General features: G+C 33.7%; 24 protein-coding genes. 4 read left to right on the top strand and 20 right to left on the bottom strand.

Features of this window, described 5'->3' with window-relative positions; translation table 11 throughout:
• Nucleotides 1–106: 106 nt before the first annotated feature.
• The 16 genes from NTX22_14290 to NTX22_14215 form a co-directional block, all read right to left on the bottom strand.
• Nucleotides 107–325 carry a hypothetical protein gene (locus tag NTX22_14290; GenBank protein ID MCX6151688.1) on the bottom strand — a complete coding sequence of 73 codons (219 nt, stop codon included), beginning with the start codon at nt 323–325 and terminating at the stop codon, nt 107–109.
• A 3-nt stretch (nt 326–328) separates the two neighbouring features.
• Complete coding sequence (locus NTX22_14285) at nt 329–982, bottom strand: deoxynucleoside kinase (protein MCX6151687.1); 654 nt, start codon at nt 980–982, stop codon at nt 329–331.
• Nucleotides 983–995: 13 nt separating this feature from the next.
• Entirely contained in the window at nt 996–1,502 is a 507-nt protein-coding gene (gene folK / locus NTX22_14280) for a 2-amino-4-hydroxy-6-hydroxymethyldihydropteridine diphosphokinase (protein MCX6151686.1), read from the bottom strand.
• A gap of 10 nt (nt 1,503–1,512) precedes the next feature.
• Nucleotides 1,513–1,884 carry a dihydroneopterin aldolase gene (gene folB, locus NTX22_14275; protein MCX6151685.1) on the bottom strand — a complete coding sequence of 124 codons (372 nt, stop codon included), beginning with the start codon at nt 1,882–1,884 and terminating at the stop codon, nt 1,513–1,515.
• Nucleotides 1,884–2,798, bottom strand: a complete 915-nt coding sequence (locus tag NTX22_14270) for an EamA family transporter (protein MCX6151684.1) — start codon at nt 2,796–2,798, stop codon at nt 1,884–1,886. The genes folB and NTX22_14270 overlap by 1 nt, the downstream gene beginning before the upstream one ends.
• Entirely contained in the window at nt 2,795–3,535 is a 741-nt protein-coding gene (gene pgeF, locus NTX22_14265) for a peptidoglycan editing factor PgeF (protein MCX6151683.1), read from the bottom strand. The genes NTX22_14270 and pgeF overlap by 4 nt, the downstream gene beginning before the upstream one ends.
• A 109-nt stretch (nt 3,536–3,644) precedes the next feature.
• On the bottom strand, nt 3,645–4,982 hold the full coding sequence (locus tag NTX22_14260; protein MCX6151682.1) for a T9SS type A sorting domain-containing protein: 1,338 nt from the start codon (nt 4,980–4,982) through the stop codon (nt 3,645–3,647).
• 180 nt (nt 4,983–5,162) lie between these two features.
• Complete coding sequence (locus NTX22_14255; protein MCX6151681.1) at nt 5,163–6,488, bottom strand: aminotransferase class I/II-fold pyridoxal phosphate-dependent enzyme; 1,326 nt, start codon at nt 6,486–6,488, stop codon at nt 5,163–5,165.
• Between the two features lie 92 nt (nt 6,489–6,580).
• Entirely contained in the window at nt 6,581–7,753 is a 1,173-nt protein-coding gene (locus NTX22_14250) for a PLP-dependent aspartate aminotransferase family protein (GenBank protein ID MCX6151680.1), read from the bottom strand.
• Between the two features lie 161 nt (nt 7,754–7,914).
• Nucleotides 7,915–8,826, bottom strand: coding sequence for a methionyl-tRNA formyltransferase (gene fmt, locus NTX22_14245; protein ID MCX6151679.1), 912 nt, complete (start codon nt 8,824–8,826; stop codon nt 7,915–7,917).
• Between the two features lie 58 nt (nt 8,827–8,884).
• Nucleotides 8,885–9,439: a peptide deformylase gene (gene def / locus NTX22_14240; GenBank protein ID MCX6151678.1), complete on the bottom strand. Its 555-nt coding sequence runs from the start codon at nt 9,437–9,439 to the stop codon at nt 8,885–8,887.
• Between the two features lie 9 nt (nt 9,440–9,448).
• The gene (locus NTX22_14235; protein ID MCX6151677.1) at nt 9,449–10,348 is read right to left on the bottom strand and encodes a hypothetical protein; all 900 of its coding nucleotides are present in this window, start codon (nt 10,346–10,348) and stop codon (nt 9,449–9,451) included.
• Entirely contained in the window at nt 10,345–12,339 is a 1,995-nt protein-coding gene (locus NTX22_14230) for a M1 family metallopeptidase (GenBank protein MCX6151676.1), read from the bottom strand. The genes NTX22_14235 and NTX22_14230 overlap by 4 nt, the downstream gene beginning before the upstream one ends.
• Nucleotides 12,340–12,583: 244 nt before the next feature.
• The gene (locus NTX22_14225; protein ID MCX6151675.1) at nt 12,584–12,979 is read right to left on the bottom strand and encodes an Hsp20/alpha crystallin family protein; all 396 of its coding nucleotides are present in this window, start codon (nt 12,977–12,979) and stop codon (nt 12,584–12,586) included.
• 20 nt (nt 12,980–12,999) lie between these two features.
• The gene (dnaK, locus tag NTX22_14220) at nt 13,000–14,955 is read right to left on the bottom strand and encodes a molecular chaperone DnaK (GenBank protein MCX6151674.1); all 1,956 of its coding nucleotides are present in this window, start codon (nt 14,953–14,955) and stop codon (nt 13,000–13,002) included.
• Between the two features lie 68 nt (nt 14,956–15,023).
• A complete protein-coding gene (locus NTX22_14215) occupies nt 15,024–15,458 on the bottom strand; it encodes an Hsp20/alpha crystallin family protein (protein MCX6151673.1) in 435 nt (144 codons plus the stop codon).
• Between the two features lie 266 nt (nt 15,459–15,724).
• Between NTX22_14215 and NTX22_14210 the strand changes: the two genes are divergently transcribed.
• Genes NTX22_14210 through NTX22_14200 form a run of 3 tightly spaced genes read left to right on the top strand, consistent with a single transcriptional unit; the run spans nt 15,725 to nt 18,418 of the window.
• A complete protein-coding gene (locus NTX22_14210) occupies nt 15,725–16,498 on the top strand; it encodes a biotin--[acetyl-CoA-carboxylase] ligase (protein MCX6151672.1) in 774 nt (257 codons plus the stop codon).
• Entirely contained in the window at nt 16,498–17,262 is a 765-nt protein-coding gene (locus tag NTX22_14205) for a type III pantothenate kinase (GenBank protein MCX6151671.1), read from the top strand. Before NTX22_14210 ends, NTX22_14205 begins: the two co-directional genes overlap by 1 nt.
• Complete coding sequence (locus tag NTX22_14200) at nt 17,255–18,418, top strand: cysteine desulfurase family protein (protein MCX6151670.1); 1,164 nt, start codon at nt 17,255–17,257, stop codon at nt 18,416–18,418. The genes NTX22_14205 and NTX22_14200 overlap by 8 nt, the downstream gene beginning before the upstream one ends.
• Nucleotides 18,419–18,484: 66 nt before the next feature.
• On the opposite strand, the gene rfbB is transcribed toward NTX22_14200, so the two are convergent.
• The 3 genes from rfbB to NTX22_14185 all read right to left on the bottom strand — a co-directional run bounded on the left by rfbB (nt 18,485) and on the right by NTX22_14185 (nt 22,083).
• Nucleotides 18,485–19,498, bottom strand: coding sequence for a dTDP-glucose 4,6-dehydratase (gene rfbB / locus NTX22_14195; protein ID MCX6151669.1), 1,014 nt, complete (start codon nt 19,496–19,498; stop codon nt 18,485–18,487).
• A gap of 8 nt (nt 19,499–19,506) precedes the next feature.
• Nucleotides 19,507–20,235 (bottom strand): hypothetical protein, encoded by a 729-nt coding sequence (locus tag NTX22_14190; GenBank protein MCX6151668.1) that lies wholly within the window; start codon nt 20,233–20,235, stop codon nt 19,507–19,509.
• A gap of 354 nt (nt 20,236–20,589) precedes the next feature.
• Entirely contained in the window at nt 20,590–22,083 is a 1,494-nt protein-coding gene (locus NTX22_14185; protein ID MCX6151667.1) for a catalase, read from the bottom strand.
• A gap of 248 nt (nt 22,084–22,331) precedes the next feature.
• On the opposite strand from NTX22_14185, the gene NTX22_14180 reads away from it, so the two are divergent.
• The gene (locus NTX22_14180; protein MCX6151666.1) at nt 22,332–23,585 is read left to right on the top strand and encodes a SpoIIE family protein phosphatase; all 1,254 of its coding nucleotides are present in this window, start codon (nt 22,332–22,334) and stop codon (nt 23,583–23,585) included.
• A 284-nt stretch (nt 23,586–23,869) separates the two neighbouring features.
• Here the strand turns inward: NTX22_14180 and ftsZ are convergent, their stop codons facing one another.
• Nucleotides 23,870–25,150 (bottom strand): cell division protein FtsZ, encoded by a 1,281-nt coding sequence (ftsZ, locus tag NTX22_14175; protein ID MCX6151665.1) that lies wholly within the window; start codon nt 25,148–25,150, stop codon nt 23,870–23,872.
• Nucleotides 25,151–25,158: the final 8 nt, after the last annotated feature.

Genomic DNA, 25,158 nt, shown 5'->3' with positions numbered 1-25,158 from the left:
TTATTTAGATAAATAACCTTTTAATTTGTTCAGATAATTGTACCTTGCCGTTGGCTCATTAAAATAAATCATTTGAACCATTTAATTGGTGCTGTGTATATTAAAATTAATTTGGCTTCTCCTTATTCTCTTTAATCTCTTCAAAATTAGCATCCACAATATCCTTTTGCTGTATATTATATTTGTTGTTAGTTGATTCTTTGGGAGTTTTGTAATCAGCATTGTTACCCTTGGTTTGAGTGGAGACTACAATCATCCGCCAAAAATAATTTAACACTTTGAAAATAATATATACCAAAAATGACAGAAATATAAATCTGAACATTACCTAATCCTTAGTTTCCGGTTTAAAATATTCATAAACTCCTCTATCTTCTCTAAAAATTTGAAAATAGATTTCATTAAAATCCTGTTCATTGTTAACAAAATCCACTTGAGTTGTGTTCACTATTAACAAAGGTGTATTATTGTATTTAAAAAAGAAATTATTATATGCTTCACTTAGTTCTTCAATATAACTTCTGGAAATATTTCTTTCTATTCGTCTGTTTCTTCTTTTTATGTTGTGCATCAAACGATCAACACTGGATTGCAAAAATATTACCAAATCTGGTTTGCGTAAATCACGGTAAAGCAGCGGAAATACTGTTTCATAAAGTTTAAGCTCTTCACCTTCAAGATTCAGGTATGCAAAAATTTTATCTTTGTCAAAAATGTAATCTGCAACCAAATACTCCGAAAAAAGATTTTCCTGGTTTAGTTCCTGCTGCTGTTTGAATCGATTTATCAGGAAGAACATTTGAGTTTGAAAAGCATATCTCTTTCTATCAAGGTAAAACTTATCCAGGAAAGGATTGTGCTCAAACTGTTCCAAAATTAAATTTGCTTTAAGCTTATCGTTGATTTTTTTTGCCAGCGAAGTTTTACCGGATCCGATTACTCCTTCTATTGCGATATATTTTACTTCGGATGGTTCAGTCAATTTCTTTTTCTCCTTACAAGTTTGAAAGATCCAAATTATACTTTTTAAAGATCAGCTTTTCTATATCGTTCAACTTAATATCTTTCATCTTAATCTTTTCTATTGGATGCTCAAATTCCGGTACAATTTCCTGCATAGGAACAACTACAAAATCCCGCATCAAAATTTCTTTGTGCGGTATCTGTAAACAATCATCCTTGTGGATCAGGTTACTGAAAAAAAGTAAATCGATATCAATTTCTCTCGGTCCCCATTTCTCTCCCGGAATTCTTCCAATTTCTTTTTCAAGATTTTTTATCCATTGGCACAAGGAAGTTAATGAGCGCTCACTTTTAATTTTAACAACAGCATTTAAAAAACAATTTTGACTTTTATTTCCATACGGTTCACTTTCGTAAACTGATGAAATTGCCACAATCCTTGATTCTTTATCTTCCCGGATTTTACGGATTGCTGTTTTAATAAATTCTAATCTATCCCCCTTATTTGAACCTAATCCTAAAAAAATGTTTTCCGTCATCAAAATAAAACTAAACTTCTCCTTTCGCTTTAATTATTTCCACCTCAACATAATCTACATAACCACCAATAGGGACAGTATGTTTTCTTACTCTTACCGCAACCTTGGAAACTCTGGAAAATTGTTCTAATATTCCATCAGCAATCCGGGTTGCCAGCGTTTCAATTAAATAATATTTTTTTTCCAAGGCAAGCTTGTTAATAAATTTATATACTTTCGAGTAATCAATTGTATATTTCAAATTGTCGTTTGTAGCTGCTTCACTAAAATCTGTGTACAAATCAACATCAGCTTCAAATTTTCCACCAACATTTTGCTCTTCTGTAAGCACACCATGATATGCGTAAAAAGCTGCTTTTTTTATCCGTATTACATTAATCATTAACCGTTCTTAAATTTTGAATAATAATAATTTTTAAGACCATTAAAATTAGCAAATAAAATTCCGATTAGCACCAGTAAACTGCCTAATAAAGTTCTTTCACTTAATTTTTCATTAAGAAAAATCCAGCCAACAATTACTGCAATAATTGGAGTAATGAAAGAACTAAGCGATAAAAATACTACGCTCATTCTTTTCAATAGCCAGTAGTAAGTTGTAAACGCAACAACCGTCCCAAACAACGCCAGATATGTTACTGTAAATACAGCTTTGGAATCTATTTTCATTGAAGTTGTATCCTCAAACATCCAACCAACAAGAGTTAGAACAATTCCTGCAAAAAAAATAGGAATGAAGTTCATAGAAAGTGGATTTAAATGCTTCCCATATTTTTTTATTGCAACCGCTATACCTGCTTGCATTAATGAACTAAGAACAATAACTATCATCCCATAAAGATTAAGTGTAAGGTTCATAGAGAGATCATTCGAGAAAATTACAACGATACCAGCAAAGCCGGCGATTATTCCAATTAAACTAAAATTGCCAATTCTATCTTTAGGAAAAGCCATCTTGGAAAAGACAGCGACAAACAACGGAAACGATGCGAATAAAATGGAAGCAACTCCGGAGTTTACATATTTTTCCCCCCAATAAACAAATCCAAATGGTAATATGTAAGAGAAGATACACATTACCAGGTAAATAATAAGTGAAGTTCCATCAACTTGAATTCTTAATCCCATAAACCGCATTATTATTAATACAAATACAGAAGCAAGTAGAAATCTGAATCCCGCAGAAAGCAGTGGTGGCATTGAATCCAACCCTATCCGTATTGCCATCCAGGTAGAACCCCAAACCAGGCAAATTACTATATAGCCTAAAAAAGTTTTTAAATTTTCTGATTTCATAATTTACTTTTAAACGCTAATACACCATAAGAACGACCTGATTTTGCACCATCTCTTCGGTAGGAGTGAAGCATGTTTTTGGATTCATAAGTGCAAAGATTAGAAACCTGGATGTGAGTGGAAGGAATACCAAATTTAATTAACATATCATAATTTACTTTTTGAACATTAAGCAGAAATTTTTCACCTACTGGCATTGAATATTTCGGATCAAACAATTCCGCAACTTCGTTTCCAACTTCATAATTTTTTTGTGTAATTGATGGACCGATATAAGCATAAATATTTTCTGGTTGAGAATTGAAATCATCTTTTAGTTTTTGAAGAGTTTTTTTAAGGATTTGTTTCTGAGTGCTACGCCAACCGGAATGAACAGCAGAAATCACTTTATTTAGTTTATCGTAAATAAAGATTGGTGTGCAATCACCGACAGATACCGCCAATCCAATATTTGGTTTATCAGTAATTAAAGAATCACCTTCGCCTGAAAAACCAGGTTTATCCACGTACTTAACAATATCGCTATGGATTTGCTTTTGAAATACAATTTTATCTAATCCTAATTCAAGAAAGTTAAAAAATTGCTCACGGTTTTTTTTTACTATTTCCTCATCATCACCAACACTAAGTGAAAGGTTGAAATAGTAAGGAGGAATTTCATTATTCCATACTTTAGTACTAAAACCAAAAATTAATTCCGGGAATTGATTGAACAGGATACTTTTTAAAACAATCATCTTATAAAATTCTTTCTAAATAATTCTTGATGTAAAACTATGAAATTATAGCTATACTAAAAAAGTAAAAATGAAATGAGTTGAAATTGATGTTTTTTATTAATCACTTTTATTTCAGAATGGTCATTTTTCTCGTTTGAATATAATTATCAACTTGAAGTTTGTAAAAATAAATCCCGGATGAAAGACCAGCCTTTCCTTCAGGCAGATCTTTAATATTAAAATAAACTGCGTAACTTCCTGCAAGCTTATTCTCATTTACCAGAGTTGAAACTTCATTTCCTAAAACATCAAAAACTTTTAGAACTACGAATGACGATTTAGGTATGACATATGAAATCGCTGTAGTTGGATTGAATGGATTAGGATAATTTTGTGAAAGATGAAATTGTAGGGGATCTTGGTTTTCATCCAGAACTTCATCAATTACTTTCAAATGATAAGTATAAATTCCATCACCTAACGTTCCGACATAGAGATTTCTTTCGCAGCACCAAGAGCTTACAACAACCTGCAGACTCGAAATACCTTTTAACATAACTGTAGGTATTGGAGCTATCTGATACCAGGATTCACCACCATCAGAACTTCCAAATAACCCAAAATAATTCTCATTTGTTGAACCACCCGCAAAAATAGTGCTGGTAAGATAATCTTTTGCGAGTGCATTAAAATAATACAGAGTTCCCGTTAATTTTGTGGGATTCCAGGTTTCTCCTCTATCAGTAGATTTAATTACCGAGCCTTCCATTCCGGCATAAACAATGTTTGTATCATTATCATCAAACAAAATTGAGTTGCAGGCATTATCACCGTTTAAGTTTGGATAAAAAGTTAGCCAGGTCTTACCTTTATCTTCAGATTTGGAAATATATGGAGCAAAGATTGTCGTTTCTCCACCAACCCAAACATCAGCAGTTTGCTGATTTGCTTCAACCACATTCAATTGCCCAATTCCAATATCAAAAACTTTTTCCCACGTTGGACTATTCAAATCTCTCCGGTATAATTTTCCAAATCCACCAGCAAAAGTTTCTCCGCAAATTAGTGGTGAGGGAAATCCGTTAATATCTTTTAAATAAGGAATATCATTTCTAACTATACCGGAATCTTTTACAATCCACGTCTGCCCCAAATCTGAGGTACAATATATTAATGGTTCGTTTGAAGAAATACTATCACGCAGTACCGAAACAGTAATTGCTGTTCCAATTGCACCGTATTGATGAGGATAGACAGATTTAATTTTTTTACCTTGTAATCCAAAAGTCCTCCAATAACTGAAATGTGGTCTAATCCAGTATACGCCATCATCGGTTCCAACGTAAACTGCATCACCATATTGGGCTAAGCTGTAAATATTCATTCCTTGCAAACCGGCACTTTGCAATTGAGCATTTAGAAAAACAGGAATGATAAAAATGAAAAACGCGATTATTTTTTTCATTTCATTTACCTCCTTTTATAAGTATTCAGTAGTAAGAAGTCAGGATTCAGAATTTTAATTATTAATCTTCATTCTTTATTCAAAGAATTCATTTCTCAATCTTCATGTCCCATTTTCAGTCTTACAACTACTAACTTCTTAATTCTGTTTTCTGAGTTCTGTATTCTGTATTCTACATTTTCAAATCACTTTCAAGCAGTCTTCCAAATCAAGAAGAACATCATCAACATTTTCCAAACCTAATGCCAGCCTGATTCCACCGGCATCAATTCCATTCTCCAACAATTGATCTGATGGAACAACAGAATGGGTCATCGAAGCTGGATGCTCAATTAATGTTCTTGTATGTCCAAGACTCACTGCCAGCGTCATCGTGTAAGCATTGTCAGCAACATAATTCATGAATAACCTGCCTCTCTCCCGTGTTTCTTCAGGAGTATTACCTTTAAGTACAAAGTAGATTAAACTTCCCGGAGCAAAGTTTCCATTGAAATCTTTCATTTGTTTATTTGCTAATTCATAATATTTGAAGTTTGGTAATCCCGGATAATTTACATGCGATACTTTTGGATGAGAGTTTAAATACTCCGCAACACGCTGCGCAGATTTTACTTGCTGTCTTTGTCTAACTGCCAAGGATGGCAATCCGTAAGTGAGAATAGCCCAGGCGCTTTTAGTATTTAGAACTCCACCAAAATCTTTACGATAAAGAAGAACCATATCGCGGTAAGATTTTTTTCCAATAACAACTCCACCCATATCTGTACCAAACCCGCCGATTCCTTTAGTTAATGAATGAACGACAAAATCGGCACCAAACTCAAGCGGTCGCTGGCAAAATGGAGTTGAAAAAGTATTATCTACTACAATCTTTACGTGATTTTTTTCATCCCGTTTGTTGTTTACATCCTCAAGAATTTCAGCGATTGCTCTTATATCAATTATATCCATATTTGGATTAGCAGGCGTTTCAAAATAAACAACCTTTGTATTTTCGTTCAAAATCTTTAATAGATTTTCTGCTTTAGTTAAATCTATTTTAGGAACTTTGATGTTATATCGCGGATACCAATTATTAAAAAGAGAAATTGTGCAGCCATAAAGTGTTGTATGAACGATTATTTCATCACCAGTTTTTGTTAATGCCCCAAGAACTCCGGAAATTGCGCCCATTCCTGTTGCAAAAGTAACTGCCATTTCACCTTTTTCTACATAAGCAAGATTCTCTTCTAAAATATCTTTGTTAGGTTCGCCAAGTCGATCGTAAATATAAATTGGAGTTTCATCTTCGTGCATGCTTGGAGTATTAGCAAAGCTAATAAATCCTTGCGCACCTCGTTCAACTGAATCCAACCTGAAAGTTGTAGAAGAGGATATTGGTGAAACAACGTGATGTGAATAATCCCATTTTGTTGTAATGTTCTTTCCATAAATCAGGTGAGTATCCATGGAGTATTTTGTATCATCAACAATTTTTTGTTCGCCATTGGATTTTAAATCAGCCATATTGCCTCCATTTTTATTTACAAAATAATCATCTAAATGATTTCTTAAAAGCCAGAATGAAGGACATTCGAAGTTCTAAAAACCTCGAAGGTTCAAACATTCAGTGCATTCTCTATGTCTTCAATTAAATCTTCAACATCTTCAATCCCAACTGAAAGACGCACAAGGCTGTCTGTAATACCAAACTTTTCTCTCTCTTCTTTTGGAACCGATGCGTGAGACATCGTTGCCGGGTGACTGATTAAACTTTCTACTCCACCAAGACTTTCAGCTAAAGTAAAAATCTTTACATTGTTTAAAAGTCTTTTTGCAATATCAAAATCTTTTAGTTCAAGAGATAGCATTCCACCAAATCCGCGCATTTGCCTTTTAGCTAATGAATGGAATGGATGTTCCTGTAATCCTGGATAAATTACTTTCTTAATCTTATTCTTGATCTCGTTCTTACTCTTACTCTTGTTCTCTCCTTCCCCACTAAAATATTTAGCAATTTGCATTGCGTTAAAATTATGCCGCTCCATTCTAACAGCAAGAGTCTTGGTAGAACGTAAAGTAAGCCAACAATCGAATGGAGACGGAATGGCTCCGATTGCATTTTGGGTGAATCTTAGTTTTTTATTTATTCCATCATTATTTGTAATTATCATTCCACCAATTACATCACTATGTCCATTAAGATATTTGGTTGTACTATGAACGACAATATCAATTCCAAATAGTAAAGGATTCTGGAAATATGGCGTGGCAAATGTATTATCGACTACACTGATCAAACCTTTATTTTTGCATAAAACCGCCAATTTCTTTAAATCAGTAAGCGTAAGCAAAGGATTAGTTGGTGTTTCTACAAAGACCATTTTAGTGTTTGGTTTAATAGCAGAAAAAACATTTTTCAAGTTACTAGTATCCAACCAGGAAAATTCTAGACCATATTCTTTCATGATTAATTCATACAAACGATAAGTGCCGCCATATAAATTGTTGGTTGCAATTACATGATCACCCGGTTTTAATAATCCGGTTAATGCATGTTCAGCTGCAACTCCGGAAGAAAAAGCAATTCCATATTTGCCTTTTTCCAGCGATGCAATATTTTTTTCCAAGGCTTCTCTTGTAAGATTATGAGTTCTGCCATAATGGTATCCTTTCGTTTTTCCAAGTTCATCGTGAGCATAAGTTGTTGTTTGATAAATAGGCGTTATTACAGCGCCGGTTGTTGGATCAGGAATTTGTCCCGCGTGAATTGCATCAGTAGAAAAGCCCATTATTTACCTCAATTTATTTTTCTTCTTTTCAAATTTAGTATTCTTAAAATGAATTGCAAAAAAGTGAAGAGTGAAGAACGGAGAGTGAAGAATTAAGAGTGAAGATGGTAGATACTGATAGGCTTTTTGTTAACTGTTGATCGTCAATCCACAACCAGCAATCATAAATCCACAATTAAAGTATATCCTCTAAGGAATTCTTCAATCATCATTCGTTTTCTTCCTTCAGGTTGGATCTCGATAATGTTAAGAGAGTTACTTCCGCAGCCTATCACTGCCTCAGTTTTGGTTTGAAGAATTTCCCCGGCTATTAGTTTTATCTCTTTATTAATAGAAGTTTTATAAATCTTAATCTGTTTTCCATTGTTAAAAAAGAATGCCCCTGGATATGGAGATAATCCTCTAACCAGGTTATGAATTTTTTCGGCTGGTTCATTCCAATCTACCTGGCAGATTTGCTTTGTAATCTTCGGTGCCGGTGTTGCAAACAGGTTATCCTGCATCTTCATTTCAACTTTATTCTGTTCAATCAACTCAAGAGTTTTCAATACTACAGAAGCACCAAGTAAACTCATTTTATCGTGGAGTGAACCAAAATTATCATCATTTATAATTTCAACTTTTTCTTGCAGGATAATATTCCCCGTATCAACTTTTTCCTGAAGAAAGAAAGTAGTTAACCCGGTTTCAGTCTCACCATTTATAATTGCCCATTGGATTGGAGCGGCACCTCTGTATTTTGGTAAAAGCGAACCATGTAAATTAAAGGTACCTTTCTTTGGCAAAGTAAAAACTTCTTTTGGAAGAATTCTGAATGCTACAATAACAAAAACTTCGGCATTAATTTCTTTAAGTTGATTAATAAAATTTTCGTCTCTTAAGTTTTCCGGCTGAAGTACTGTTATATTTTTCTGAAGTGCAAATTCTTTTACCGGTGTATAAGTTAACTTCTGTCCTCTACCGCGTTCTTTATCCGGCGCAGTAACAACCACTTCCACTGTGTGTTTTCTTTCAATAATTGCCTGCAGAGAAGGAAAAGCAAAATCCGGAGTGCCCATAAAAATTATTTTCATATCAATCTATTTGATTTGCAAAGTTGGTAAGGAAACAAGGAAATATATTTAATCTTGTTTATACTTTCTGAGTTATTAAATAATCAATTTTAACTTCACGATTCTTAATTTTAATTAATTCTTCCTTCACTTGTTTTTTCAAACCATCAACAAGACGGTCAGTAAAAAATGTTCCATGAAGATGATCATATTCATGCTGAATAACCCGTGCAAAAAAATCATTTGCTTCAATTATTTTTTCATTCAGATCAGTATCGTGATAAAGAATTTTAACAGAGTTGGGTCTAATTACTTCAGCACGTAAATTCGGAAGGCTCAAACATCCTTCTTCCATAATTATTTTATCTTCAGAGAAAAGTAAAATTTTGGGATTAATCATTACAACTGGTTTTGTCTTTTCATAACCCTCAACCTGCGAAACATCAACAATAAAAATGGATTTATTTAATCCAACCTGATTTGCAGCTAAGCCAACACCGTTAGCTGCACCGCGCATTGTTTCCCACATACTTTTAATGAAAGGAATAATTTTTTCAATTTCCTTTTCATCAACCTGGGTGGCTTTTTTTCTTAAAATTTTATCGCCGTAAACATTAATTGGAAGTATAGCCATAACTTTCTCCTAATCTACTTCTTCAGCATAAGTTGGAATAATTTGAGCATTCAAGTCTTTGTAAAGAATCACTTCTGTAGACACAAATAGCATCTTAACTAACAGTCTAAATATAATTAACAATTGCTGAAGAATAAAGGCAAGCAAAAAAAACATAAAAGTTGTGCTGGGAATAAAGCTATCGATGATGTTATAAATTATTGCTGCAATTGCACCCAGACAGGCAACAAGAAAAAAAATTACGAAAATCTGGTAAAAGTTTTTCTTAAGAAATTTAATAACGTAAATAATTTCTTTTAATACTTTTTCACTATCTCTTAATGATAATGATACTTTTGTGTAATCAGAAACCAGGCTTACAACCCCGATTAGAAAAATCAACAATAAATACCTCGAACCGCGAAGAAAAAATTCGAGCTTTCTTGCACTGTTAGAAAAAAGGTACTGTACTAATAGTCCTAGATAATCATTTATAATAAATGCTATTGCATAAAAAACTAGTGAAATAAGAAGAACTTTTGCAAATCGATACCAGTACTTAACACCACCATAAAAGAAATCGACATAATGATTTTTCTTTGGTGTATTTATTACAGAAATTAGACCACCCACAAAAAATACCTGGATTAGAACATAGACACCGACTGTTCCATAAATCATATATGGAATTACACCGATAGTGTTTTTATACAATTCTCTAAACTGAAGGTACCATATATAATCAAACCCAAAATTAAGTTTATAGCTATAAGCTGAATGAAGAAGATTATCTTCGAGCATATAATAAATTGGCAGTGAAAGTACAACACCAAATACTATGTTAGATCCCCAAAACAACCAAATAAATTTAATATTCTTTAAAAGAAGTTTTACAGCAGAGGAAAATATTTCATTTACTTTATTTTTCACGTAACACTACTTAATATTATCAATAAACTTTGGATCCAAAAGAACCATCTAAATGAAAGCCGTAAGCTTCCACCGTATTGTTTATTTATCAGGTAAGAATTATTTGCATAATTCAAATCAAGAATATTTTTTCTGTAAGGATCGATTTCTGCACCAGCAACTTTGTTTTTAGTCTTAAATAAAATTTTCTTCCATCTTTCTTTTCCATCCCAGTTCTGATAGACAGTATCTCTATCAGTATACAGCGCTATCTCCTGCGGGAATATTCCATCACCAATTCTTTCAATAAAAACTTCATGCTCATCCAAATTGCCGGTAGGTTTAACATATTTCACACTGTAATCAAATATTGATGAGTTTCGGAAAAGATTATCGAAAGCCCAGGATAAATTCTCCGGAATATTTTTTTGCATTGTTGTAAGAAAGTTATTAGAAGTTGGATGGCGAAATTTATATTGGTTATAGTAATCTCTGAAAATATCCATCATCTTATTGAACCCTAAATACCTTTCCAGGGAAATTAGAACCAGGTCCGGTTTACTATAGGAGGCGATAGCATAAAGTTGAGTATTCGGAAGTTTATATGAAGTATCCAATATTGAAAAAGAATTTGGAGAAGAATAATATCTTGCAAGCATTGCGGCTCCTTCCGGATAGGTATATTTTCCGAGCGTATAAATTAACGGAATCTCATTGTAGGAAAGAAAGTTCAATCCTAATATTGGATAGTTACCAATAAACTTAAAATTTATTGATCCAAGTCCATAATACTTTTCAACAATCTTTGATGCAATATAGGAAGTTAAACCTTCATCCAGCCAGGCTTCATATACTTCATTATTAGCAACAACCGCATAAAAAAATTGATGTACAAATTCGTGAATTGTTACATATTCAGGTTGAAGTGTTTCCATTGGTGAAAATAATTCGGCACCGGTAGTAATTAAAGTTGGATATTCCATCCCGCCAGATTGACTGGTGCTAGGAACATCTACAATTGTAATAGTTTGATAAGGATAATTGCCAATATATTTTTCAAAATATTCTAATGCATTTGCTACTGATCTAACAAATCTTTCCCTGTATTTTTCATTCTCAGGCAGGATAACTGCTTTTATTTTTATCTCTGATCCATCTTTTCTTTTATAGATTAAGTGTTGAATAACAAATTCATCACTTGCCATCCAGGCAAAATCGTGAACACCTGCCTGCTTAAAATTGTAAATCAACTTGCCGTCTTTAGTTTTACTTGTACTTTTATGAACACCTGTAGCATTAACAGTAAACTTTTCTGGTATCTTTATTTTTACATCATAAGTCCCAAAAGCGGAAAAGAAATTTGTAAAAGGATGATACTGGCTGCAAATCCATTTACCATTTTCAAATACTCCAACCTTTGGAAACCACTGAGAGATAAAAAAGAAATTTCTATCTGCAGCATACCCAAACCTTTTTCCAGCTTTTGGAATTGGTACAGAAAATTTAAAATTGATTTTAAGTGATTCACCGAGTTGTACCGGTTTATTTAATATAATTTTTGCTACTGTGCTATCAAACTTGTTTTCAACTTCTGGCTGGATATAAATTAACTTGACTGGTTTATCATCAATTTTTATTTCTGAAATTTCCACTCCGGATTTAGTTTCATTATTTATTTCAATTCCTCTTCCTTTAGCAAAAAGAGTAAATCTGTTTTTGTAAGCATTTGGATAAAGATGAAGTTGAATTTCATTTGCAGGAAATTGAGTTTTGTTTGTCCAGGTTAATTCTTCTTCAGCAATTATCTTTTTTGTCTCTGGAAATAACTCCACCTGAATATTATAATTTGCAACTGAAGAAACGTTAGATAGTTCGCTTTTAAGAATCCCATCCTGGTAAACATCCTGATTAACGCTTTTTTCGTTTGCCTGCTTTTTATTATGGGTCGAGGAATCAAGATAGCTTAATCCTGCATAGATAAAGAGAAGTAAAAGAGGTAGAAGTTTTTTCATCAAAATTATGAAATAATCTGGTGATAAAATAAGAATGAATAATTAAAAATGGAAATTATGATTTGGGAAATTGAAAATAATTTTTAATAATTTATCAATCATCAAATCAAATTTATCGCTAGTATAAATTAAAACTGCAGTTCAATATTTAAAGCATTCAAATTATTATTAAATCAATTTTCCAGTTCTACATAAAAAAAGTCCCGCCGGGCGGGACCATAAGAGAAGTGTAACTGGGAAAATATTATTTTATTTCGATGTTTTTAGGTTTAGCTCTTTCGTGTTTTGGTAGATGAATATTAAGCTGCCCATTCTCTAATTTGGCTGCAATCTTACTATCATCAATACTTTCAGAAATTTGAAACTTGCGATAGAAATTCCCCGCCTGCGATTCGTTTAATACGTAATTTCTGTTAAGCATATTTTCATAATCCACTTTGCCCATTACAAGTAAACTGTTGTCCTCAATTTTGATTTTAACATTTTCTTTTTTTACACCGGGCATATTAGCTATTAAAGTAAAGTCCTCTTCAGTTTCAAAAATATCTACTATGGGAGCTATCCAGCATTCTTTTTCAAGCGCTTCATCCCAGTTTGTAGTTTTAGATTCTTCTACGTTTACCAGATCTTTATCTTCCATTTTATTTTTTCTCCTTTAAGTTAAGATTTGTTTTTGTTCTTTTTTTCTTCATCGTCAACAACTTCAAAGGAAGCATCCTGGACTTCTTTTTCATCAGGTTTTTTATCTTCCTGTGTTCCCGGCTCTTGCTGAGGTTGCTGACCAGCATCTTGCTGTTGACCTGATTGAGGTCCTCCAGTTTGTGCATACATCTGGGAAGCAACTTCATTCCAAACTTTGGTTAATCCTTCAGTTGCAGATTTAATTGCATCAGAATTATTTGTAGCAATTGCATCTTCAACTTTTTTAATTTCAGTTTCCAATCTGTTTTTTGATTCAACAGGTAACTTTTCTTTCAATTCTTCAATCTGTTTCTTTGTCTGGAATATCAGGTTGTCAGCTTGATTCCTGATCTCAACGGATTCTTTTTTCTTTTTATCTTCTGCTGCATGGGCTTTTGCTTCAGTCCGCATTTTTTCAACTTCATCTTTAGAAAGTCCGCTGGAAGAAGTTATTCTTATGCTCTGTTCCTTGCCGGTTCCTTTATCTTTAGCTCCTACGTGTAGTATTCCATTTGCATCGATGTCGAATGTAACTTCAATTTGCGGAATACCGCGTGGTGCAGGTGGGATACCATCCAAATGAAATCTGCCAAGCGTTCTGTTATCATTTGCCATCGGTCTTTCACCTTGTATAATATTTATTTCTACTGAAGGTTGGTTATCTGACGCAGTACTAAATACTTCGCTCTTCTTTGTTGGAATAGTTGTATTTGCCTGAATCAATGTTGTCATTACTCCGCCAAGAGTTTCAATTCCTAATGAAAGAGGAGTAACATCAAGAAGCAACACGTCCTTTACTTCACCTGTTAAAACAGCGCCTTGTATTGCCGCGCCTATTGCAACAACTTCATCAGGGTTAACACCTTTATGTGGTTCCCTGCCAAACAATCGTTTAACTAATTCCTGGACTTTTGGAACACGCGTAGAACCACCAACCAAAATTACTTCGTTAATTTGAGAAGTGGATACACCAGAATCCTTAATTGCTTTTTCGCATGGTGCTACTGTTCTTTCGATTAAATCATCAACTAATTGTTCAAATTTTGCTCGTGTAATAACTATGTTCATATGTTTTGGTCCATCTTGCGTTGCAGTTATGAACGGAAGATTGACATCAGTCTGAACCGAGTTTGATAATTCGATCTTAGCTTTTTCAGAAGCTTCTTTTAATCTTTGAAGAGCCATCGGATCTTTACGCAAATCAATTCCTTCCTGCTTTTTAAATTCATCTGCAAGATAATCTATTAATCTCTGGTCAAAATCATCACCGCCAAGGTGTCCATCACCGTTACTTGATTTTACTTCAAATACACCATCACCTAGTTGAAGAATGGAAATATCAAAAGTACCGCCGCCTAAATCATAAACAGCAACAATCTGATCTTTTTGTTTTTTATCCAATCCATAAGCAAGTGCCGCAGCCGTAGGTTCATTTATTATTCTTCTAACTTTTAAACCAGCAATTTCACCGGCATCTTTAGTTGCCTGGCGTTGTGAATCATTAAAGTAAGCAGGAACAGTTATAACCGCTTCTGTCACTTCCTGACCAAGATAATCTTCTGCAGTTTTCTTCATTTTCTGAAGAATCATTGCGCTTATTTCCGGTGGTGAGTAAACTCTATCATCAATCTTTACGCGTGCTGTATTATTATCGCCCGCAAGTACTTCATAAGGAACCTTTGTCATTTCAGAAGTAACTTCATCCATTCGTCTTCCCATAAAACGTTTTATAGAGAACACGGTTTTTTTCGGATTTGTTATTGCCTGTCTTTTTGCTGATTGTCCGATCAATCTTTCATCAGTTTTTGTAAATGCAACAATAGATGGAGTAGTTCTTCCACCTTCCGAATTTGGTATAACAACTGGTTCGTTACCTTCCATTACGGATACGCACGAGTTTGTTGTTCCTAAATCAATTCCAATTACTTTTCCCATTTCTTCTCCTAACGGTTAAATTAAATTTGGCAGAAGAATAATCTTCTGCCATTGAATATTTTATTTTTTTACTTCAGCTCAATTTCTTTTGCTTTAGTTTTAGCTGGTTGAAGTTTTTCCATTTTTAGTGTTAATGTACCATTTTCAAAGTGTGCATCAACATTATTAGAATCAACTTCTACTGGTAAGGTGAAACTTCTTTGGAAAGAACCATAACTACGTTCATTTCTATAATAATTCTTTTCCTTTTTTTCTATTTCTTTTTTCTTTTCACCTTTTAAGGTTAAGATATTGTCCTGCAGAGTTATTTTAAGATCATCCTTTTTCAATCCGGGTAATTCTGCTTCTACGTAAACATTTTTCTCATCCTCCGAAATATCTATCCTTGGAGAGAATCCCCCAGTAAAATCAAAACCAAATGAAGGAAAATCCTCAAAATATCTGTGCATCCTATCGCTTAAAGTTTCTAATTCCTTTAAAGGTTCAAATTTTATAAGCGTCATGATTTTTTCTCCTTTTTGTTTTACATCTTCATAACTACGATTTATAATACCCAATGATTGTGCCAAGCAAAATCTTTTGAATAAATGCGAAAAATAAACTAATTGAATTTATTATATTTTTCTGACTCGGAATCTTTGGCAGCTATTCTGACCATCCGGCACAACTGTGGTTATCTTGTCCGTAAACCTGCCATCATTTCAGACATCACTATATTTCATTTATGGAATTCAATTGCTAAATTTGTTTTGTACAAAGGAGGTTCAAATTGTTTTCGTTTAAAGAGTTCGACTTGAAGCTGGATACAGATGTTATCGGCAGGAATTTTATTTATTGTGATGAAATTGAATCTACCAACAGTTACCTGATGGATCCTGAAAATAATACAGAACCCGATGGAACAGTTATTCTTGCAGAACGGCAAATCCATGGTAAAGGAAGAAAAGATAGAAAGTGGTATAGTGTCAAAGATCAGAATTTAACTTTTTCTATTTTACTTAAGCGAAGATTATATGAGAAAAATTTAAATGTTATCAATCTTGGAACTGCTGTTGTAGTTGCATTATCATTAGAAAATTTGTTTCAGCTAAAGGTAAATCTTAAATGGCCAAACGATATTTTGGTTAATGGCAGTAAGATTGCCGGAATTTTGATCGAATCTTCTTTACAAGGAAACCGAATTGAAAAATTAGTAATTGGTATTGGATTAAATGTTAACCAAAATTCTTTTCAAGGCAGCTTTGCAATTCCTCCAACTTCAATTAAAAACGAAAGTGGAAATGATATTAAAAGAGAACAATTGTTGGGTGAAATCCTGAACAACTTTGAAGAAATGCTTGGGAAAGTTACCCGCGATTCTAATAGTGTTCTTAATGATTGGCGTTCCCGCTGCCGAATGATTGGTGAAAAAATATTTGTTGTTGATGATAATTATTCTAAGGCAGGCGTATTTGATGACATTGATGAACAGGGATTTATTATGCTCCGTACTGATGATAATAAAATTGAAAAAATCCATTTTGGCGACGTGAGTTTAAGATAATGCTTCTTTGCTGCGACGTTGGAAATACTAACACTAAACTTATTGTTTACAAAAAACAAAATCGTGCTGCATATAAAGTTTTTCCAAATGAAAATATTTCCTTGGATTCATTCAAAAACTTTGGAATTACAAACGCAGCAATCTCTTCTGTTGTTTCAGAAAAAACAAAAATGCTTTCAGATTATATACAAAAAGAATTGAAAGTAACTCCGTATATCATTAATCATAAATCAAATTTCAATTTAGCAATTAATTACAAAACTCCGGAAACTTTAGGAATAGATAGAATATGTGCTACTGAAGGAGCTTATTCGTTATATAGAAAAGAAAATCCTATAATTAACGATTTAGAAAAATTCTACCTGCTTATAATTGATTTTGGAACGGCAACTACTTTGAACTTTGTAAATTATAATTCTATGTTCGAGGGAGGAATTATTCTGCCAGGAATTAAAACAATGATTGATTCCTTAAACAAAAATACCGCTCAGTTACCTAAAATTGATTTAAGTGATTACATTTCATTCATAGGTAAAGATACTCGATCTTCTATTGCAAGCGGAATCCTGAACTCTACAATCAGCCTGATAGAAAAAGCCTACAATCACCTAACAAACTTTGCTGGAACAGAAATAATCAAAATATATTTAACCGGTGGTAATGCTGGAATAATTCAACCATTTATCCGTTACGAAAATATTTTAGTAGATGATTTAGTTTTACTTGGAGTAAAGTCCATATTCGAAAGGAACCGTAGTGAGTAAACGAAATATTTATTTCGATCACGCCGCAACTACACCTCTTCATCCCAAAGTTTTAGAAAAGATGCTTCCATTTTTAAAGGAAGAGTTTGGAAATCCTTCTTCCATTCATGGATTTGGAAGAAAAGTGCGTGTTGCAATTGAGGAAGCCCGCGAAACGATTGCAGATTTTATAAATGCATCACCAAGTGAAATATATTTTGTAAGCGGCGGAACAGAAGCAAATAATTTTCCTTTGTTTGGAATTTCAAAAACTGAATTTACCGAATCCAGCAGGAATGAAATAATAACGACTAAAGCAGAACATAAATGTGTACTTGAACCTTTGCAGGAATTGTGTAAGTCAGGATTTGTGGTAAAACAATTGGATGTGATTAATGATAGTTCCATCGATTTGGAAATTTTAAAAGAAAATTTAAATGAAAAAACTTCATTGGTTTCAGTCATTCATATAAATAATGAAACTGGCACCGAAAATAATATTAAACAAATTGCGGAAGTCGTTCATCAGAATAAATCTTTCTTCCACACCGATGCAGTGCAATCGTTTGGCAAGATCCCAATTGATGCAAAGAATTTTGGAATTGATTCTCTTTCCATTTCAGCCCATAAATTAAATGGTCCGAAGGGAGTCGGAGCAGTTTATGCAAAAAGTGGAACACCACTTTCCCCAATAATTTTCGGCGGTTCACAGGAAAGGAATAGAAGAGGCGGGACTGAAAATTCTGCGGCAATAGTTGGATTTGCTGAAGCAGTTAAAATTGCCAGAACCGAAATGCAAAACAATTTTGAAGCAGTAAATAAGTTGCGAGAACATTTTATCTGTGGAATTCAGCAGCTCGATTCAACTGGAATTGAAATAAATGGTATAAAGAATAATTTCCCATTCATTTTAAGCATTACTTTTAAAAATGAATTTTATAATAACGATGCTGAAGCAATATTAATGTATCTGGATATAAACGGAATTGCGGCGTCCAACGGAGCTGCGTGTACCTCTGGAACTCTTAAACCATCACACGTGATTCTAGCAATGGGAAAATCTGTTGAAGATGCAAATGGAACAATTAGGTTCTCATTTGGTGCTCAGAATACATTTGAAGAAGTTGATTATGCAATTGAAGTTCTTAATTATATGAAAAACAAATTTAGAATATGAGTAAATAATTCATTCTTGATATTCTATTTTCCATCAACCATCTTACATCAACCATCACACATCTTTTCATCTGTTACTATAAAGCGATTCGTAATACTTCTGGTATTCGCCGGAGATTATCCTTTCCCACCAGCTTTTATTTTTTTTGTACCATTCAATCGTGTGAACAATTGCTTCTTCAAATTTGAATATCGGCTTCCAGCCAAGCTCATTTTGAATTTTTGATGAATCAATTGCGTAACGTCTGTCGTGACCAGGGCGGTCTTTAACATATTCGATAAGTTCTTCTGTCTTGCCAAGATTTTTTAAAACCAGTTTTACAATTTCCAAATTCTTCATCTCCTGGCTAGCCCCGATATTATAAACTTCACCAATTCTTCCCTTTTCAAAAACTAAATTGATTGCTTTGTTATGATCAATTACATAAATCCAATCACGCACGTTTAAGCCATCGCCATAAACAGGAAGTTTTTTATTGTTCATGCAATTAATAATAATTAGCGGAATTAACTTTTCAGGAAATTGAAGCTGTCCATAATTGTTCGAACATCGTGTTATTACAACTGGTAATCCAAAAGTATGATGAAAAGACATTACCATCATATCAGCCGCAGCTTTACTTGATGAATATGGGCTATTTGGTGAAAGCGGGGTTGATTCAGTAAATAATCCTGTTGCCCCAAGACTGCCATAAACTTCATCGGTAGAAACCTGGAGGAATTTTTCTACTTCAAACCTGCGCGATGCTTCAAGTAAAACGTTTGTACCAATTACGTTGGTTCTGAAAAATACTTCTGAACCAAGGATGCTTCTATCAACATGACTTTCTGCTGCAAAGTTAATTACATATTTTATTTCAAACTTCTGAAAAAGATAATTCACCAATTCAGAATTTGTTATATCACCTCTAACAAAATGATAATTGGGATTATCCTCCGCTTCTTTCAGATTTTCTAAATTTCCGGCATAAGTAAGTTTATCAAGATTGATGATTCTATAATCATCTCTTTCCTGCAAAATAAAGTTGATATAATTGCTGCCAATAAACCCAGCGCCACCCGTTACAAGAATGTTTTTCATTTTAACCCCTAATAATTAAAATAGCCAATAAAAATGCCCGCCTGAAGGAACAGCGCATTACTGTTCAAGTTGGAAGGAATACCATTTAATGCTTGATTGTTATCTGCTTTCCAATTTTTTCCTAATGCCAGCATATAACCGCCACCAACCCGGAAAGCAAAAAATCGATAGAAAGGAATATCAATATTTAAAGTTGGTGTAATTGTAAAAAATGAATTTGATAATTTCCTGTTGATGTTCTGCGTCTTTTCATCTGGATTTGTTACTTCATCCCAGGCACTATTCCAGTCTAATGTTCCTTTGTTTTGATAGAGTTCCAAGGTAGTGTTCCCTAATCCAAACATCGCTCCAAAAGAAACTGCAACATTTTTTATAAATGGAATAGAATATTCTATTGTTAATCCACCCATAGATGTTGAGTATTTGGCTTCCTTATAAAAACCATCTTTACTTCCACTGTGGGAGATTGAGCCGCTTAATCCCATCCCACCAATACGAACATTTTTTATTACAGCAATTGAAATATAACCAGCTTGGCCAGTAACAAACAATCCTGCCGAAGAAAATTTTTCAACGCCAAAGTTTGTTAGTTTTTCATTTATTCCATTGTAGTTGGGAATAATCCATCCAGGAGTGTAACCAATTCCAATTGCAAACTTAGCATCCCAGCCCATTTCATCCTGTGAATAATTTATTGTAGTAAAACAAAATGTTATTACAAATATGAATTTCTTCATAATCAGCTTTCCCATCATTTTTGTACTAAAATTATTAAAGACGGTACTCAAAACAAAATAATTTTCGATTTTAAAATATTTTGTAGCAGAATTAATTTATATAGAAGTCCAAGCAAAAATATTTAAAGTTGAAGTTGAGCTATTTCCATGATTTTTATTGTGTTTGCAGAATGAGATGAATAATTATGGTTTACCTTTACTGAACAAATAAATATTCAGAAATAAAGTGTGATAGATAGGGAAAGAATAAACTTCGCTAATGAGTTAATGGATTTTTATCTTGTTGATAAAAAATAAAGCCGTCATTCAATTAATGACGGCTTTAGAAATTTTGAATCTTCATTTATCTAAATACTAAGCTTGTGCCAGAAATTTTTCATCAATTTTAACACCTAATCCTTCTGCTACACTTGTACCCAACCTTACATCAGCACGATAAAAATGACTGAGTTGACGATTAATTATTTCATCCTTTTTAGGTCCTGTAATCCCGCTCATTGCAGTAACAATGTTGCTAATGAGGTTTTTCCTATCCTTATCATTCATAACTTTACTAAAAAGCAAACCCGGCTGTGTAAAATGATCATCTTCTCCCGGTGCATTTCTATCATACCAGCCAGCAATATTGGAATCCAGAACCATTGGTTGCTCCTTATAGCTTTCATCAACATAAATATCATCAAAACTGTTTGGGTGGTAATTTGGATCACTTCCACTATTTCCATCAACACGCATAAAACCATCGCGCTGATAATTGTTAACTGCAAATGGACATTTATTTACTGGAATTTGTTCGTAATTAACCCCAAGTCTGTAACGGTGTGCATCCGGATAAGAAAGCAACCTTCCCTGCAGCATTTTATCAGGTGAGTAGCTAATTCCATCAATTACATGTGCTGGTGCAAAGGCAGCTTGTTCTACTTCTGCAAAATAATTTTTTGGGGTTTCATTCAATTCCATAATGCCAACGTCAATCAACGGATAATCTTTATGTGTCCAAATCTTTGTCAGATCAAATGGATTCCATTTAAATTTCTTTGACTGATCATCTGTCATCACCTGAATTTTTAATGCCCACTTCGGGAAATTTTTATTATCGATTGCATCCATTAAATCCCGCTGAGCATGATCCGGGTCTTTTCCACGCATTAGTTCAGCTTCTGGTCCAGTAAAGTTTTTAATACCCTGCAATGTTTTAAAGTGAAACTTCACCCATATCTTTTCATTTTTTTTATTAATCATCGAATAAGTGTGGCTGCCATATCCATTCATATTTCTATAACTAAATGGTGTACCGCGGTCACTCATTAAGATAATTACCTGATGTAAGCTTTCAGGATTTAGCGACCAATAATCCCACATCATAGTTGGGCTTTTTAAATTTGTTCTTGGTTCACGTTTTTGGGTATGAATAAAATCATCGAATTTCTTTGGATCTTTAATGAAAAATACCGGGGTATTATTACCTACAAGGTCCCAGTTTCCATCTTCTGTATAAAATTTTAAAGCAAAACCACGTGGATCCCGTTCACTATCAGCGCTTCCCTTTTCACCACCGACTGTAGAAAAACGGGCAAGCATTCTGCACTTGTTGCCAATTTTGCTAAAAAGTTTTGCGCGGGTGTATTTTGTAATATCGTGGGTAACAGTAAATGTTCCAAAAGCACCGGTTCCTTTTGCATGAACAATTCGTTCGGGAATTCGCTCACGGTTAAAATGTGCCATTTTCTCGTGGTAAATATAATCCTGTAAAAGGATTGGACCACGTGCTCCAACGGTCATAGTATCTTCGTGTTCTGTGTAGGGTTTACCTGAAGCAGTTGTAAGTTTACGCTTTTTTTCTTTCATAGTTTCTCCTTATTATTTATTAATTAAACTTCTTTTATGAACAATTCTTTTTTAACTGTAGTTCGATGTTTTAAAAATTTTTATGTTCATTCTAAATATCATTGTCAATAAACGACCTAATATTTAATATAATTGCTTTTAATAAAAGAGTTATTTAATTTGAAAATGAAAGTGGGTTCAGTCTTTTAACCATTTTTCAGTTTTATTACACTTTTAACATGCCACAAAAAGAAAGTAAACAAATAATAATGAAACAAGTAAACACAATTGAAATTGAAAGGTTGAATAACTTAATTCAAGCCAGTAAAGTTTTAAACTCTACGTTAGATCTAAAAGAGCTTTTAAGTATAATATTAGGTTTAGCTTTGGATTCGTGTAAAGCAGAGCGAGGTTCAATTTACCTGGTTGATGAAATCAAAAAAGAACTCTGGTCAGAAGTGTTGAATGGCAAAGGTGTAAGGGAAATTAGACTTCCTTTAGGTAAGGGAATTGCAGGTACCGTTGCTTTAACCGGAGAAACGAAGAATATTATGGATGTTCAAAAAGACAAATTATTTTATGATGGTATCGACCAAATATCCGGCTTCGCTACCAAATCAATGTTGTGTATGCCATTGAAAAATAACCAAAATAAAATTATTGGAGTTTTTCAATTATTAAACAGTAGAAATGAACGATTTACTTTTGCTGATGAAGATTTTCTTAATGCTTTATCTTCGCACGCTTCTATTGCATTGGAAAATGTTAAACTCCACGAAGAAATTCTTAAAAAGCAAAAAATAGAAAATGAATTACAGGTAGCAGCAGAGATTCAAAGAAAACTCTTACCAAAAGCAGATCCGCAAATTCCGGATTACGATATATCTGGTATTAACATTCCCAGTAAATTAATTGGTGGTGATTATTATGATTATATTGAAGACAATGATGGAAATTTAATTTGTGTTGTGGCTGACGTTTCAGGTAAAGGAATAGCTGCCGCATTGCTGGTATCAACAATACAAGCATGGTTACACGCACTGGTTGAAACTAATTTGGAAATAAAAGATATAGTAAATAAACTGAATGAAGTTATTTACAAAGAAACTTCCACCAATATTTTTATTACTTGTTTCCTTGGTAAGATATTTATAAAAGAAAAAGTTTTTAACTACGTTAATGCCGGGCATAATCCTGGCTTTCACTTTAGCAAAGATGGAAGCTTATATTTGATGGAAAAAGGAGGAATTCCACTTGGTATGTTCAGTTTTGCTAATTATGAACAAGAATCAATTCATTTTAATCCAGGCGATACCATAGTTCTTTACACCGATGGCATTCCTGAAGCTCAAAACGGTGTTGAAGAATTTTATGGTGACGATAGGTTTATAAAAAATATTCGAGCAAACCTAAATGAAAAAACAGGTGACATTTTAAAAAATTTGTTTGGTGAAGTGAGAAAGTTTGTTAATTCAACCCAGCAGGATGATGATTGGACTATTTCTATAATAAAAAAAAAATGAAATTAAACTTGACACCTTTTTCTACATTTTTAAAATTAATTTAGTCTTGCCATAAAAATTGGGGATATTCTTAAAATACAATTACACATTTGGGAAAATTGATTAAGTTTTTGTGGTTAAACAAAAAGGCTGAAGATTTCTATAATGAGAATCATTATTCTTGTTAACCACAACAAGGTGAAATCATTCAGCCTAAGATAGAATTAAAGTCAAAATGATTTATCAAGTTAAAAAGCTTTTAATACGACTTGACAAACTTTATAGCTTTTTAACTTGATGAACCTTTAATCCATCATCATTCTTAAGAACGATGAGCTGTCCTCATCTTCAATTTTTTCTTCTTTCTTTTTCTTATCACTAAGCTGATAGTTCCTGATTTTATCGATTGTAAATCCGCCTATTGGTAAAGGAGTTTCTTCTGTTAAAGTTGATTTAGAACCTTTCACCCGAAAGATTGTAGGAACATCAAGATCTTCTTTATCACCGAAGTTTAATTCACTTTGATTAAATTCGCTATGATTAAATCCGCCTCTAATTCCACTGAATGTTGGTTTTTCTTTTATAGTCTGTTTTACTGGTTTATCAACATTCTTTCTTGCCGAATCGAAGCCAGTTGCAATTACAGTGTAAGAAACATATTCATTCATTTCATCTTTCAAAACCCAACCGAAAATAACATTTGCTTCTTCACCTGCGGCATCGTAAATAACTTTATTCCCTTCGTCAATCTCCTGCATAGTTAATGAATTAGAACCAGTTACGTTTAGTAAAATATTTTTAGCTCCTTTTATACTAACACCTTCAAGAAGTGGTGATGAGATGGCTTTCTGAGCAGCTTCCTGCGCACGGTTTTCGCCGCTGGCAATTCCGCAGCCCATCAAAGCTTCTCCACTTTGATTCATCACAGCACGAACATCAGCAAAATCAACGTTAATAATTCCACCAACTGTAATGATGTCCGCAATACCGCGTGTTGCTTCATATAACACTTCATTTGGTTTATCAAATGCAAGTGAAGCCGGAGTAGATTTATCGAGTATGTTTAATAATCTTTCGTTAGGAATAACGATCAAACTATCAACAAACTGTCTAAGATCACCAATTCCAGTTTCAGCGTTTAACATTCTCTTTTTACCTTCCCATCGGAAAGGTTTAGTAACAATTCCAACTACTAAAGCGCCAAGACTTTTAGCGATGGAAGCAACAATTGGAGCAGCGCCGGTGCCTGTTCCTCCTCCCATACCGGCGGTAATAAATACCATATCACTACCTTCCAGAATTTTAGTAATTCTTTCGCGGTCTTCTTCGGCAGCTTTCTTACCAACGTTTGGATCAGCTCCAGCGCCAAGTCCGCTAGTAAGTTTACCACCAATCTGTACTTTTTGAGATGCACTGTTAGAATAAAGAGCTTGCGCATCCGTATTGACAGCAACATACTCAACACCAGTCAAACCTCTTTTAATCATACTTTCGATAGCGTTGCATCCACCGCCGCCAACACCAACTACTTTCAGTTGTGCAGACATCGGTTGCTCACGATCGATAATCGCAAAGAATGATGGCATTTATTCCT

The organism is Ignavibacteriales bacterium, from assembly GCA_026390815.1.
GTDB lineage: Bacteria > Bacteroidota > Ignavibacteria > Ignavibacteriales > SURF-24 > JAPLFH01.
Note: the sequence above shows the minus strand (reverse complement) of the source record. Positions and strands in the feature narration are given on the sequence as shown.